Annotated in this window: 14 protein-coding genes; 7 read left to right on the forward strand and 7 right to left on the reverse strand. The window is 62.3% G+C overall.

Going from position 1 to position 13,542, the window contains the following annotated elements; genetic code table 11:
• Positions 1-62: 62 nt before the first annotated feature.
• The gene (locus tag AC1DF8_RS01415; protein WP_477994737.1) at positions 63-929 is read right to left on the reverse strand and encodes an SDR family oxidoreductase; all 867 of its coding nucleotides are present in this window, start codon (positions 927-929) and stop codon (positions 63-65) included.
• Positions 930-1,006: 77 nt separating this feature from the next.
• Positions 1,007-1,663 carry an O-methyltransferase gene (locus AC1DF8_RS01420; protein ID WP_113115085.1) on the reverse strand — a complete coding sequence of 219 codons (657 nt, stop codon included), beginning with the start codon at positions 1,661-1,663 and terminating at the stop codon, positions 1,007-1,009.
• A gap of 91 nt (positions 1,664-1,754) precedes the next feature.
• On the opposite strand from AC1DF8_RS01420, the gene AC1DF8_RS01425 reads away from it, so the two are divergent.
• Positions 1,755-2,381, forward strand: a complete 627-nt coding sequence (locus tag AC1DF8_RS01425) for a TetR/AcrR family transcriptional regulator (RefSeq protein ID WP_477994740.1) — start codon at positions 1,755-1,757, stop codon at positions 2,379-2,381.
• A gap of 21 nt (positions 2,382-2,402) precedes the next feature.
• On the opposite strand, the gene AC1DF8_RS01430 is transcribed toward AC1DF8_RS01425, so the two are convergent.
• On the reverse strand, positions 2,403-3,161 hold the full coding sequence (locus AC1DF8_RS01430) for an alpha/beta hydrolase family protein (protein ID WP_477995055.1): 759 nt from the start codon (positions 3,159-3,161) through the stop codon (positions 2,403-2,405).
• Positions 3,162-3,307: 146 nt separating this feature from the next.
• Between AC1DF8_RS01430 and AC1DF8_RS01435 the strand changes: the two genes are divergently transcribed.
• Positions 3,308-3,958: a dihydrofolate reductase family protein gene (locus AC1DF8_RS01435; RefSeq protein ID WP_477994742.1), complete on the forward strand. Its 651-nt coding sequence runs from the start codon at positions 3,308-3,310 to the stop codon at positions 3,956-3,958.
• 100 nt (positions 3,959-4,058) lie between these two features.
• Here AC1DF8_RS01435 and AC1DF8_RS01440 read toward each other — a convergent pair whose 3' ends face one another.
• The 3 genes from AC1DF8_RS01440 to AC1DF8_RS01450 all read right to left on the reverse strand — a co-directional run bounded on the left by AC1DF8_RS01440 (position 4,059) and on the right by AC1DF8_RS01450 (position 7,063).
• Positions 4,059-5,792, reverse strand: coding sequence for a methyl-accepting chemotaxis protein (locus AC1DF8_RS01440; RefSeq protein WP_112969385.1), 1,734 nt, complete (start codon positions 5,790-5,792; stop codon positions 4,059-4,061).
• A 166-nt stretch (positions 5,793-5,958) separates the two neighbouring features.
• The gene (locus AC1DF8_RS01445; RefSeq protein ID WP_477994744.1) at positions 5,959-6,345 is read right to left on the reverse strand and encodes a VOC family protein; all 387 of its coding nucleotides are present in this window, start codon (positions 6,343-6,345) and stop codon (positions 5,959-5,961) included.
• A gap of 4 nt (positions 6,346-6,349) precedes the next feature.
• Positions 6,350-7,063 (reverse strand): SDR family oxidoreductase, encoded by a 714-nt coding sequence (locus tag AC1DF8_RS01450; protein ID WP_477995056.1) that lies wholly within the window; start codon positions 7,061-7,063, stop codon positions 6,350-6,352.
• Between the two features lie 129 nt (positions 7,064-7,192).
• Here AC1DF8_RS01450 and AC1DF8_RS01455 point away from each other — a divergent pair, with 129 nt between their 5' ends.
• From AC1DF8_RS01455 to AC1DF8_RS01470, 4 genes are all read left to right on the forward strand, one after another.
• The gene (locus AC1DF8_RS01455) at positions 7,193-8,101 is read left to right on the forward strand and encodes a LysR family transcriptional regulator (RefSeq protein WP_477994746.1); all 909 of its coding nucleotides are present in this window, start codon (positions 7,193-7,195) and stop codon (positions 8,099-8,101) included.
• 188 nt (positions 8,102-8,289) lie between these two features.
• Positions 8,290-9,777, forward strand: coding sequence for a L,D-transpeptidase family protein (locus tag AC1DF8_RS01460; RefSeq protein WP_112969382.1), 1,488 nt, complete (start codon positions 8,290-8,292; stop codon positions 9,775-9,777).
• 259 nt (positions 9,778-10,036) lie between these two features.
• On the forward strand, positions 10,037-10,537 hold the full coding sequence (locus tag AC1DF8_RS01465) for a DUF4405 domain-containing protein (protein WP_477994747.1): 501 nt from the start codon (positions 10,037-10,039) through the stop codon (positions 10,535-10,537).
• Positions 10,538-10,610: 73 nt separating this feature from the next.
• On the forward strand, positions 10,611-11,576 hold the full coding sequence (locus AC1DF8_RS01470) for a DMT family transporter (protein ID WP_477994749.1): 966 nt from the start codon (positions 10,611-10,613) through the stop codon (positions 11,574-11,576).
• 25 nt (positions 11,577-11,601) lie between these two features.
• Here the strand turns inward: AC1DF8_RS01470 and AC1DF8_RS01475 are convergent, their stop codons facing one another.
• A complete protein-coding gene (locus tag AC1DF8_RS01475) occupies positions 11,602-12,222 on the reverse strand; it encodes a TetR/AcrR family transcriptional regulator (protein WP_477994750.1) in 621 nt (206 codons plus the stop codon).
• Positions 12,223-12,390: 168 nt separating this feature from the next.
• On the opposite strand from AC1DF8_RS01475, the gene AC1DF8_RS01480 reads away from it, so the two are divergent.
• Entirely contained in the window at positions 12,391-13,422 is a 1,032-nt protein-coding gene (locus AC1DF8_RS01480) for an aldo/keto reductase (RefSeq protein WP_477994752.1), read from the forward strand.
• The last annotated feature ends 120 nt before the right edge of the window (positions 13,423-13,542 follow it).

Consider the following 13,542-nt stretch of genomic DNA (forward strand, 5'->3'; position numbering starts at 1 on the left):
CGGAATTGCGTGAAAACAAAGAGTTAGAACATTTCCGTGTTTCGAAGAAAAACGGAAACGTTCTAACGCGCGTAATAGCCAGGCTGGTCGAGATCGTCGATGAGGCCTCGGCAGGTCGGCTGCCAGCCGAGCAGCCAGCGCGTATGGGCGCTGGAGGCTGCCATGTTCGTTGCCGCCATGGTGGCAAACCAGCCGAAATGTTCGCGGGGGCGAGACTCCACCGGCAGGCCGAGCTGGCGTCCGATCACCTCGGCTATCTGCCGGAACGGCACCGCCTCGTCAGCGACAGCATGATAGGCCGCTTCGGTGACGCCGCTTTCGAGCGCCAGGCGGTAGAGGCGGGCCGCATCCAGCCGGTGCACGCCCGACCAGCAATTCGTCCCATCGTCAGGATAGGCGGATACGCCGGTCTCGCGGGCGATGCGCACGAGGATCGGGATGAAGCCGTAATCGCCGATGCCGTGCACGCTCGGGGCAAGCCGCATCGTCGCCGCACGGATCCCCTGCCCGGCAAGCGCACGGGCGGCGGCTTCCGATTTGCGCGGCGACGCCGGGTTCGGCAGGTCCGCTTCCGTGGCGCCCCGCGGAAAGCCCAGCAGACCCGATGTGACGATGAGCGGGCGATCCGACCCGGCAAGCGCATTCCCGAGCGCATGGATCGCGCGCTCGTCCTGCGCCGCATTATCGAGAAATTTCAAGAAGTCATGGTTGAAGGCGGTGTGGATCACCGCATCGGCCTTCAACGCGGTCTCGGCGAGAAGGTCGAGGTCATCGAGCGATCCCGGAACGAGCTTTGCGCCGATGACCGCAATCGCCTTTGCTTTTGCGATCGAGCGAACAAGCCCGCTGACCTTGTGGCCGGCGCGGACCAGTTCCTCGACGATGGCGGTGCCGACCCAGCCGGTCGCACCCGTTACGAATATGTGCATTGCTGAGATCTCCATTGCCGGACTGCCATCAGGCAGCCGGTGTTGAGGTTATTGTGTTGTGCGAAGACTAGTCGAAGTCAGGCCACGCGCATCGACAGCTCGATGTCGTCGGCAAAGGGCGTGGACATGTATCCGCTCGTGGGCGAACGCACGTGGTCGAGATATTGCGGGCAATAATCGGCATCGTCGGCAATGACGAGCGCCCCAGGCCGAAGCCGGCTTTCGACCAGCGCCAGCACCTCGGGATAAAGCGACTTCGCCCCGTCAAGCAGAAGCAGGTCGATACTGTCAGGAAGATCGGCGCTCAATGTCTCGAGCGCATCGCCTGCGCGGATTTCGACGAGATCGGCAAGGCCGCCTTCGGCAATGTTCTGGCGAGCCCGCGCAACCTTCGAGACCTCGAATTCGCTGCTGATCAGCCGCCCGCCGCCATTGTCGCGGAGGGCCGCGGCAAGATAGAGCGTCGAGATGCCGAAGGACGTACCGAACTCGACGACGGTCTTCGCGTTGGTGCTGCGCGCCAGCATGTAGAGCAGCTCTCCGGTCTGGCGCGAGACGGGCAGCCACAGATCCTTCAGGCGACCGTAGAAATCGAGATATTCGGTCTTGCTGTGTATCAGTCGCTCCCGCTCGTCGTGCGAGAGCCCGGCCATGGCCGGGCTGGTGGCTCTGTCGGCCTCGGCAAACAACTGATCGAGAAGCGGCGCGAGCGGTGCGCTTGTCATGGTGTTCATCAGGAAAATCCCTCATTTCGGATGGCTTGCTTTCGAAATGAAAATACGAATAATCCGTCGCATTCGCTAATCGCATTTGCGGAACGTCAATATGGCAGAACGTCCAAGCCATGGAATTTCCTCAAGAAAATCGCCGAGACAGGCGCGCTCGAACGAGCTCGTAAACGCCATTCTGCAAGCCGCTGTTCAGGTTTTGGCGCAGGAAGGCGCGCAGCGTTTTACGACCGCTCGCGTAGCCGAAAGAGCCGGCGTCAGCGTTGGCTCGCTCTATCAATATTTCCCCAACAAGGCGGCCATCCTCTTCCGGCTGCAGAGCGACGAATGGCGGCAGACCTCGAATCTGCTGGGCGACGTCCTTGGTGACGAGACCCGTCCGCCGCTCGACCGGCTGCGCTCTCTGGTCCACGCCTTCATCCGCTCCGAATGCGAGGAAGCCGCGGTCCGGGTGGCGCTTAACGATGCCGCACCCCTCTATCGCGACGCTCCCGAAGCGCAGGAGGCACGGGGTGCCGCCGATGACATTATCGAGCAGTTCATGCGGGAAGCGCTGCCCGATGCCTCGGACGCAATCCGGACCATGGCCGGAGACCTGATCATGACGACGATGAGCACGGTCGGAAAGGATTTTTCCGAGGCAGCGCGTGACGAAAGTGAGATCTCGGCCTTCGCGGATGCGATGTCGGACATGTTCTGCGCCTACCTCCGCAGCCTCAACTGACCAGCGCGGCTGGCTGCCGGCTCAATGATAGGTCACAACCGGATTGAACATCCTTTGCAGGAAGGAGCGCTGCGCGGCCTGCGCATATTCCCGGGGAATGTCGTGCCCGCACTCGAAGACATGGAGCGTCACCGGCACCCCGGCGTCGGTCAGCGCATCCGAGAACTGTTCGGCCTGGGCAACGGGAGCCCGCTCATCAAGCCTCCCGTGCAGCAAAAGGGTTTCCGCCCGGATTTTTGATACGTGATGCAGGGCGGAGCGGGCCAGGAAGGCTTCGCTCGACAGACCGGCCTCCTGCTCGATCACCCACCGCAAACCTTTCGAACTCGCCTCATAGGCAGCCTTGAGATCGTAGACTCCGCTGCGCAGAATGACGGCCCTGAGATCGGGAACCTGGGCCGCGACCATGGCTGAGGCAACCGCTCCCCGGCTGTTGCCGTAAAGAACGATACGACCGGCATCGACAGAGGGCTGCTCCCGCAGGAAGGAGAGTGCGGCCACGATTGCTCGCTGGGTGTTTGGACCGCAGAAATCCGCAGGTCCGTCAGAAGCTCCGAAGCCCGGCTGCGAGACCGCCGCCGCGGTGATATTCAAACCGGAGCAGAACCGAAGCAGCGTGCCGCTATCGACCGTCTCCTGCGCGCCGATCAGACGGCCACCCTGGTTGCCGTGGACAAACAGGATTGCGCCGGCAGGCGTAGTGCTTTCAGGCTGCGCCTGAAAAAGCTCCACATTCGCCCCGTCGCCCCTGTCGATCAGATGTCGCGTCACATCCAGCATCGCCACCCCGCCCTTCGATCCGCCGAAACTGCCATGCGCAGACGGCGCGGTCTCCATAAATTTTCGCAGTATTTGTCGGCTAGCCCTCGCCCAATTCGTCCTGTGGCCGAGATCATCTGAAAGACCATCACCACGAGGAGACCATAATGAGAAAGATCATAGCCTCTACCTTCGTCAGCCTGGACGGCGTCATGCAGGCTCCGGGCGGCCCGCAGGAAGATCCCGTCAACGGCTTCAATTTCGGCGGCTGGGTATTCCACTACTGGGACGAGGAATCCGGCAAGGTGATTGACGAGCTTTTCGCAAAGCCCTTCGCCCTGCTGCTAGGCCGCAAGACCTACGATATCTTCGCCGCCCATTGGCCTTATCAGGATGACTCGATCTCCGCCGTCTTCAACCCCGCAACCAAATACGTGGCGACGCACCGGCCTGATACGCTCACATGGGAAAACAGCAAGGCTCTCGGCTCCGATATCGTCGCCAGCCTGAAGAAGATCAAACAGGAGGATGGACCCGACCTGCTCATCCAGGGCTCCGGCAATCTCATCCAGACCCTGCTTGCCAACGACCTGATCGACGAAATGACGGTGATGACCTTCCCGCTCCTACTCGGCAAGGGCAAGCGCCTGTTCGAGGGCGGCGCCACGCCTGGTGCCCTCAAGCTTGCCCGCTCGTCGATCTCAAGCAAGGGCGTCATCATCGCCACCTATGAGCGGAGCGGCGAAGTCCCGACTGGCTCGTTTGCCGACGACAATCCGTCCGAGGCCGAGCTGGAACGCCGGCGGAACTGGAAGTAGTCGCACTCGTTTCGCGGTATCCTGCCTGCCCTGAAAGAGAGGCCTTCGTGCTGTGCCGAAACGCGGCTTCTCACAAGCGCCGTGAAAAGCCACCTTCGCCTCAGGCTGCGTTGCGCCCCTGCTCCTGGCCGCCGCGATTGCCGGTCCAGTTCGACTTGACGGACGATCCGTCCTCGCGCTGGACGGCGCGGCGGTTAAGCTTGAAGAGGCTGACGAGTTGGGCGAGCGCATCGGCTCCGACGGCAAGCGTGGCGCTGATGACGGTCGTGCGTGCGCTCATGGCGGCGTTGTCCTGCGTCAGGCGGTCGAGCCGCAAAACGGCCTTGCTGATCTCGCCGAGACCTGTCGTCTGCTCGTCTGCGGCCTTGGCGATCCTGTCCACATTGCCGTCGATCTGGCGCACGAGCACATCGATCTGCTTCAGCGCCTCGCCGGTCTCGCCGACAAGGCGCACGCCTTCGAGAACTTCCGCACCGGAATTGTTGATGAGCGCCTTGATCTCCTTGGCGGCGTTGGCCGAGCGCTGCGCGAGTTCGCGCACTTCCTGCGCGACCACGGCAAAACCCTTGCCGGCCTCGCCCGCACGCGCMGCTTCCACGCCGGCATTCAACGCCAGAAGATTGGTCTGGAAGGCGATCTCGTCGATCACGCCGATGATCTTGCTGATTTCGCCCGACGCCGTCTCAATGCGCTGCATGGCATTGACGGTCTGGCGCACCACCTCGGTCGAGGATGCCGTCGAGGCGCGGGCGCTCTGCACGAGTTGGCGGGTCTCCTTCGTGTTCTCGCTCGATGAGCGCACGGTGGCGGTGATCTCGTCCAGTGCCGCCGTCGTCTCTTCCAGCGCCGTGGCCTGCTCGCGGGAGCGTTCGGCGAGATGTTCGGAAGCTTCACGCACTTCCTGGCTGCTTTTCGAAAGGTCGCCGGTCTGGCCGAGCACATTGACCAGCGTCTTCTGGAATTCGCCGATCGACTTGTTGAAATCGCGCCGCAGCCGCTCGAACTCGCCGACGAAGGGTTTGTCCAGCGTGATGCGGATATTGCACTCGGAAAGCCGCTCGAGTGCCGCTCCCAGTTCCTCGACCGCATCCATCCGGTCGGTCACGTCGATCGCGAATTTGACGACCTTGAAGACCTGACCTCGGTGATCGATGATCGGATTGTAGGATGCCTGGATGAAGACGCGCTTGCCATCCTTGCCGAGCCGCATGAACTGGCCGGTCGCAAATTTGCCGGCGCGCAGCTCATCCCAGAAGCTGCGATATTCGGCGGAGCGGGCATAGTCGGGCTCGCAGAACATCGAGTGATGCTTGCCGATGATCTCTTCCGCGCTGTAGCCGAGTGCGGCGAGGAAATTCTCGTTGGCACCGAGGATCTTGCCGTCGGGCGTAAATTCGATAACTGCCTGCGCCCGAGACAGCGCCGCAAGCTTGCCTTCGTCTTCGGCGCTCTTGCGCTTGATCGCCGTAATGTCGGTAGCGATCTTCACCACCTTGTATGGCTTGCCGAAGCGGAAGACCGGATTGTAGGAGGCCTCGATCCAGATTTCCTGGCCATTCTTGGCCCGACGGCGATACTGGCACTGGTCATACTCGCCGCGCGCCAGCTTCGCCCAGAAGGCCTTGTACTCCCTGGAGGCCGCCTCCTCCGGCAGGACGAACAGGCTGTGATGGCGTCCGACGATTTCCTCGCGCCGATAACCGACCGCTCTGCAGAAATTCTCGTTCGCCGTCAGGATAGTGCCGGTAAGGTCGAACTCGATGATGGCCTGCGACCGGCTCAGGGCATCAAGCACGGCCGATGCGTCGAGGCCGGGTATGGGAAAGCGAGACATGCCTTTGGACCCTCAGAGGTGGGAAGAACCGGACCACTTCGGGTAGCCGCAGCACTTTCTCAAGACATTAGTCGGACACCCTTAATTAGCCATTAAGCATATCTGAAAATGCCGCCTGGGCGCGCATCGAAAGCCGTCCTGCCGCGTCGAATTCGCCTGGAGCGCGCTAGGCTTTCCTTGCCGCTGACATCCCGCCCTCGCGAAAAAYGAGTTCCAGCAGGATGCCGCCCGGCGTGCGCACGAAGAGGCGCCGTTCGCCAAGCTCGACAAGATCCATGGTGGAATAGACAATCCCGTCATTGTCGAGCCGAGCCCGGAAGGCATCATAGCCTTCCAGCCGGAAGCCGATATGATCGATCGCCTCAGCATCCCGGCCGATGGCCCTGCCGCCGCCCGGAATGAGATGCACGACGGGTTCCCCGTCATTGTAGAGCCAATAGCCGGCAAAGCCGAAATCCGGACGGTAGCCGACCGTCAGGCCCAGCAGGTCCTGGAGGAACTGTCGCGTCCCTTCCAGATCCGCCGTGCGCAAAGTCACATGATCGAGCTGCATGGCATCACCCGATCACTCCGCCGCCATCGACGCGCACCGTGGAGCCGGTGGCAAAGGGCGTCGTCATGAGGAAGAGCACGGCATTGGCTATATCGGAGGCCTGCCCGACCGTCTTTGCCGGCAGCGAGCCTGCGACGCGCTCGAACATGGCGTTACGGTTGCCCTCATCCATTTTCGACCAGAGCGGCGTGTCGATCAGACCGGGCGAAACCGCGTTGACCCTGACCGGTGACAATTCCAGTGCCAGGCCACGGGCCAGGGATTCCAGTGCGGCATTGATGGCGCCCTGCAAGACAGAAGACGCTGACGGACGTTCGCTGAGGAAGCCGGAAATAAAGGTCAGCGTGCCGCGCTCGGCAAACCGTGCCGCCCGCGCAACCCGGTAAGCGCCCCAGAACTTGCTGTCCATGGCCCGCGCAGCATCATCGAGCGAAAGCTTGCGCACTGGCCCACTCGGCGTCTGGGCGGCGGAGATGACGACATGATCCCATGCCTCGTGCGAAGCGAAGAAAGCTTCGACACTGCTGTTATCGCCGGTATCGAGCACTGCCGTCTCGACCTTGCCTTCGATCGACTTTGCAGCCTCGGCAAGCTTTTCTGCCGAGCGCGAAGCGATCGTCACCTCAGCACCGGCAGCTGCCGCCTGTTGCGCAACCGCAAGGCCGATGCCGGAGCTACCCCCGACAACGAGAACGCGTTGTTTGGCCAAGGATTTCATGGTCGAAGTCATCTTTTTTCTCCGGTTTGCGGCAATCCCGCCTTGTTTCGATGGCTGGAAGTTAGCGCGACAGGGCTCTTGCCGGAATGGATATTGTCGTAGACTGTCTCTTGCGATATCAGCAAGAATATGAGCGACAACTTCCTCGACATGCTGGTCTTCGTGCGCGTGGTTGAGGCCGGCAGCCTCTCCGGTGCAGCCCGCGATCTGAACTTCTCGCTGACCGTCGTCAGCCGCAAGCTGTCGCGTCTGGAGGAAAGGCTCGGTGTGCGCCTCGTCAACAGGACGACACGCTCCCTATCCCTCACCGAAGAAGGCGCGCGCTTCTACGAACGCTGCTCGAAGATCTTGACCGAGATCGACGATGCCGAAACCGAAGCGACAAGCGGCAGGGATACGGCAAGCGGCCTTCTGAAAGTCACCGCCACCTATGCCTTTGGCCGCCGCTGGCTGGCACCGCTCCTGCATGAATTCAGGGAGGCCCATCCCGATCTCACCATCCATCTCGATACAGAGGACGGCCTGGTGAACATCGTCGAGGCGGGCTACGATCTCGCAATTCGTTTCGGCGCGCTGTCCGACTCCAGCCTGATCGCCCGGCAGATCGCGCCGAACCGTCGTGTCATCTGCGCCTCCCCTGCCTATCTCGACCGCCGCGGCCGTCCCGAGACGATCGACGATCTGCCCACCCACGAGGTCATCGCTTTCGGCGAGCCGCCCAACACGCACTGGACCTTTGCGGATGGGCGCAGCGCCAATGTCACCGCCAGGCTCACCACCAACAATGGCGAGCTCGCCCATCGCTGGGCGCGTCTAGGGGCCGGGCTCGTGCTGAAGTCGATCTGGGACATCAAGGATGACATCGACAGCGGTGCGCTGGAGATCGTCCTGCCGGACGCAAGGCTCGCCGCCGCCCCGATCCATGCCGTCTTCCCTCACAGCCGGCTTGCCGCCGCCAAGGTCCGCCTCTGCATCGATTTCCTGTCGCAGAGACTGCGCAAGGCATCGCCGGCGGAAGTGTCGACTGATCACAGCTGATTTGTCGAAAAAGTGATTTCGTTCCAAAGACTTCTGGCTTATGTGGACTTGCCAGACGCAAGCAATGCCCATCTTCTGCCCGATTGTTGGCGCTTTAGTCAGCCAATGCCCCCACTCAGACTGCCCGCGCGCTGGGCCCAAGACTGCGCGCCGAGACAGTGTTTCAATCAGCTTTCAAGGACGTCAGAATGTCGCTGAAAACATCTTCCCGCTGGATCGCACCGCTCGCCGGTCTTCTGGTGCTCTCGGGGAGTGCAATTGCCGTGCGCGCCGAGCCGCTGCCGGCATCGCCCGTCACCCAGGCGAGCCCGAGGCCCAACTATACGGTTCCAGCCCGCCGCCCCGTCCATATCCTCCGGCAGGATACGGGCGCGTCGCTGTCGGCCCTCTTTGATTCAGCCAGCGGCAATCAGGCCAAGGTGCTGAACGAGATGGACGGCCTCCAAGTCTTGATGAACAACGACATCGCCGAGGCGGTCGAGGCCTATTACGCCCAGCCGAAGGCAAAGCTCATCTGGGTCGATGGCAAGGGACCGACCCCCAAGGCCGCGCAGGCGCTCAGCCTCCTGAAGCAGGCTGAGGACTGGGGATTGAATGCCGGCGACTATGCCGTTGCTCCTCCTCAAGGATCGGACCGCGCGAGAGCACTGGCCGAGTTCGAAGCCTCCCTCTCGGGCAAGATGCTGATGTTCCTGCAGGATAATTTCCGCGGCCGCATCGATCCCAACAAGCTGTCCAACTATTATGACTTCAAGCGCAAGCCGGTCGATCTGAGGGCGACGATCGCCCAACTCTCGGCCACGCCCGACCTCATGGTGGTCTTCGACCGCCTTCTGCCGAGCAATCCGAAATTCGCCCAGCTTGCCGCTGAGTTGCATTACCTGCGCACATCGGGCCAGGGCGGTGACACTGCCGCCAACATCAACAAGGTGATCGTGGCGATGGAGGAAATGCGCTGGCTGCCGCAGGAATTCCCGGAGCGCTACGTCTTCATCAACCAGCCGGCCTACATGGCCTATTATTACGAAAACGGCACGCTGACACTCTCGATGAAGGCGGTAATCGGACAGCAGGACCACCAGACCAACTTCTTCGACGCCTCGATCAAGACGGTCGAATTCAACCCCGACTGGGGCGTGCCGCAATCGATCATCCGCAACGAGATGCTGCCGCATCTGAAGCGCGACCCCGCCTATCTCGACAAGGAAGGCTATGTGGTCTCGGTCAAGGGCAAGACGATGCCATCGGCCAAGGTCGACTGGTCGCAGCCACTTGAGAATATCGGTGTCGTCCAGCCGCCCGGTCCCGATAATGCGCTCGGCCAGCTGAAGATCCTTTTCCCGAACTCGCACGACATCTACATGCATGATACCCCTGCCCGCGGTAAATTCGCCTCGCAGGACCGCATGTTCAGCCATGGCTGCGTGCGCCTGGAAAACCCGAAGGCGATGGCCGCCGCCGTCCTCAAGACCTCGGTCGAGTTCGTCGACCAGCAGATCGCCGATGGCGCCAAGAAGGACATGCCGGTTCCGGAACAGGTTCCGGTCTACGTCTCCTATTTCACCGCATGGCCGACGGATGATGGCGTCATCCACTATTTCGACGACATCTACGGCCGCGATGCGGAAACCTTGACGGCGATTTCAGCGACGACCGCAAGTCGCGCTCAATCGTAACTCGGCCGGGGCTGTGCCAGCCCCGCCCCTTCATCGCCAGCTGCCCCTCTGCCAATCCTCTCGTCGTCCCTGCCGACAATCGTCGGCGGATGAAGATATGTGCATTTTACACATATTAATTGACGGCATGCTCCGCCCCTGATATATGTGCATTATACACATAATGGAGTGGATATGGCACAGCAAATCTCAACCGGCGCACGCAAGTGCGGCGCCGGCGCAGCAGAACCGCGCGCGGCGATCATCGGGAGCAGCTCCGATGGCCGCTAGGATCACCACACGCAGCTGGGCGACACCCCTGACGATCGGCTCCTTCCTGCTGATGGCAGGCACGGGCGTCATGATGTTCTTCGAATGGGAACGAGGCCTGATGACCGTCGTCCACCAATGGTTCTCCTGGTTTTTCGTCATTGGCGCCATCGGCCACATTGTCGCCAACATCAAGCCCTTCCAGTCGCATCTGAAGGCGCGCTGGGGCCGCTACAGCATTGCGGTTTTCGCGACGGTACTTGCCGCTTCCGTTTTCAGCTGGGGGCAGATCACCGGGCCGCAGCTGGAGCGCCCGATCGAACAGGCGCTTGTCTACGCCCCTCTCTCGGCCCTTGCCGATGTCACCGGTCAGTCACAGGCCGATCTCCTGGCCAGGCTCAGGCAGCGGGGCATAGAGGCGGAGGCGGATCAATCCGTGGGAGATCTCGCCCGCCTGCACGGCATCGATGAGAACCGCGCCCTCGCGATCATCTTCGGCGTTGAAGGATAGGCCTGCGCCTACCGCTTATTGCCGAAAGCGCCTTCACCTGTGCGGCGCCCGGAATTTGTGGCATAACTGGGCGATGGCGATACATGTCTTGGCAGTCCATGGTGATAGTGTCGGGACGGAACGGGCGGCGGGCGGCTCGCTTGCAGGCGCCTATTCCGTGGGCGTTCTCTGCTGGCTCCTCTCAGCCGGCGTCTATATCGCCGCCAAATGGGTCTCCACCGAAATGCCGCCCTGGGCGCTCTGCTTCTGGCGCGTGCTGATCGCCTTCGCGATCCTGCTGCCGATCGTCCAACGCCATTTTTCAGAGATGCTTGCGCTGGTGCGGGCGCGCGGCCTGGAATTGCTTTTCATCGGCGGCATGGGGCTTGCCATCTGCCAGGGCATGATCTTCGTCGGCCTCGAACATGCCGATGCCACTACCGCCGGCATCATCATCGCACTGATCCCGATCATCACCATGATCCTTGCCCGCGTCATGCTGTCAGAGCCGATGGGAACCTGGCAGGTGGTCGGCTCCATCCTTGCCTTCCTCGGCATCCTCCTCATCATCGTCAAGGGCAGCCCCGATGCGCTGCTGCGCCTCGACTTCAATCCCGGCGAACTCTGGATCGTCGCCGGCGCCTTCTGCTTCAGCCTGTATACGGTGCTGCTGCGGCGCGCGAAATTCGACCTGAACCGCCTTGCCCTGCTCGTCCTGCTGCTCGGTGCCGCGGCGCTGACCGCACTGCCCTTCTACCTCTACGAGCTCGCCGCCGACGAACGCACGACGCTGAATACGAGCGGTCTCATCGCGCTCGCCTATGTGGCAATCCCCGGCGGCGCGCTCATGTACTATCTCTTCAACCGAAGCATCGAGGCACTGGGTGCCGCCCGCGCCGGCGTGCTCCTCTACATCCAGACGATCTTCATCGCCGTGCTCGCCTATCTGATCCTCGGCGAAAAACTGCAGCGCTATCACCTCGAAGGCGCGGCCCTGATCATCGCCGGGTTGCTGCTGATCATTTTGCTGAAACCGAAGGAAAAGACAGCGACGGCCTGAAGACAGGCGGCGAGGATCAGGACCCTCAGCCCTTCACGCCCGCCCCATATCGCAGCCCGTCCACCAGCAACGCAAGCATCCGCCGCGTCGTCGCCGGATCATCCCCCTGCCCGAGATTGGAAAGCTGTGCGCCGGCGCGCAGGAGTTCGCTCGCCTCGATATCGCCGCGTGCGGCTCCAGCGGCAACGGCCCTGTCCAGCAGGCCCTGCAACGCCGGGATCATGCGCTGCTCGAAATAGACGGGCAGCGCCTGATAGGCCGGATCGCCGGAATGGAGTGCCGCGGCCAGGCCGCGCTTGGCCATGATGAAATCCGTAAAGCGCAGCATCCAGCGCGACAACGCCTCTCCTGGCTCGTGTTCGGCGGCAAGCGTCACGGCGGCATCGGCGCAGGCATCCATCTCGTTGCGCACGACCGCCTTGATGAGATCCGAGCGCTGCGGAAAATGGCGGTAGAGCGTGCCGACGCCCACCCCTGCCTTGTCGGCGATCTCGCGCACCGGCGCATCCACGCCGGAAGTGGCAAATACCTCCAAGGCGGCTTTCAGCAGCGAATCCAGGTTGCGCCGCGCATCCGCCCTTACAGGCCTTTCATGGCCGCCATCAGCCTCACGCGCCTCGCCAGGGCGGTCCGTCCCGTCAGTCACATCAACACCTCTTGCAAAGCGGAACATTGTTCCGTATAAACGGAACCGCGTTCCGGATGCGCTCTTATACCTCGTTTGCCAGGACTTTGCCAGCCGCAAAGCCTGCCTGACGGGCAGCTCAAGATTCACCTGCTCCCGCGAGCAGTCCAAGATTCGAAGGAAACGAAGATGCAATACCGTCCCCTTGGCCGCACCGGCATCAAGGTCAGCCCCTATTGCCTTGGCGCCATGATGTTCGSCGCTATCGGCAATGCCGATCACGATGACTCCATCCGCATCATCCACAAGGCCCTAGACGCCGGCATCAACTTCATCGACACCGCCGATATGTACAGCCACGGCGAATCCGAGGAGATCGTCGGCAAGGCGCTGAAAGGCCGGCGCGACAATGTGGTTCTCGCCACCAAATGCTTCATCCCGATGGGCCAGGATCCGAACCAGCAGGGCAGTTCGCGCCGCTGGATCTATCGCGCCGTAGAAGACTCTCTGCGCCGCCTGCAGACTGATTATATCGACCTCTTCCAGATGCACCGCCCGGCGCCGGACACCGATATCGAGGAAACGCTCTCGGCTCTCACCGACCTGATGCGCGTAGGCAAGATCCGCGCCATCGGCTCCTCCACCTTCCCCGTCTCCGAGATCATCGAGGCGCAATGGGTGGCCGAAAAGTGGGGGCTCGCCCGCTTCCGCACCGAGCAGCCGCCCTATTCCATCCTGCATCGCGGCATCGAGCGCGAAGTTCTCCCCGCCCTCGAACGCTACGGCATGGGCGCGCTGGTCTGGAGCCCTCTCGCCATGGGCATGCTGACCGGCCGCTACCGCAGGGGTGCGGCCCAGCCGGACAGCACCCGCGTTGCCTATTTCCCGAAGCAGATGTCGAATGAGAACAGCCTCGATGCGGTCGAGCAACTCATCCCGCTCGCGGAAGGCGCCGGCATCTCGCTCACTCACATGGCGCTTGCCTTCGTCATCGCCCATCCGGGCGTCACGTCGGCGATCCTTGGGCCGCGCACCATGGCACAGCTCGACGATCTCCTGGCCGGCGCGCAAGTGCGCCTGAGCGACGAACTGCTCGACGCCATCGACGCCATCGTACCCCCAGGCACCGAAACCGGCCCGCTGGAGGCCAATTACCAGCCGCCGGCGATCAAGACCGCGAGTTTGCGCCGCCGCCCGCCCGCCGAACGCGCCGCCGGCTGATCGGCAACACAGGTTGAAGGCTCCGCTATTCCGGCGGGGCCTTCAGCACATCGGCAGTATGGTCGGGAACAAGGCCTTGTCGGCCGCAGCCAGTTCGCTGGAACCAGGTTCGGTGCATGC

The organism is Rhizobium sp. 05N49, from assembly GCF_056396805.1.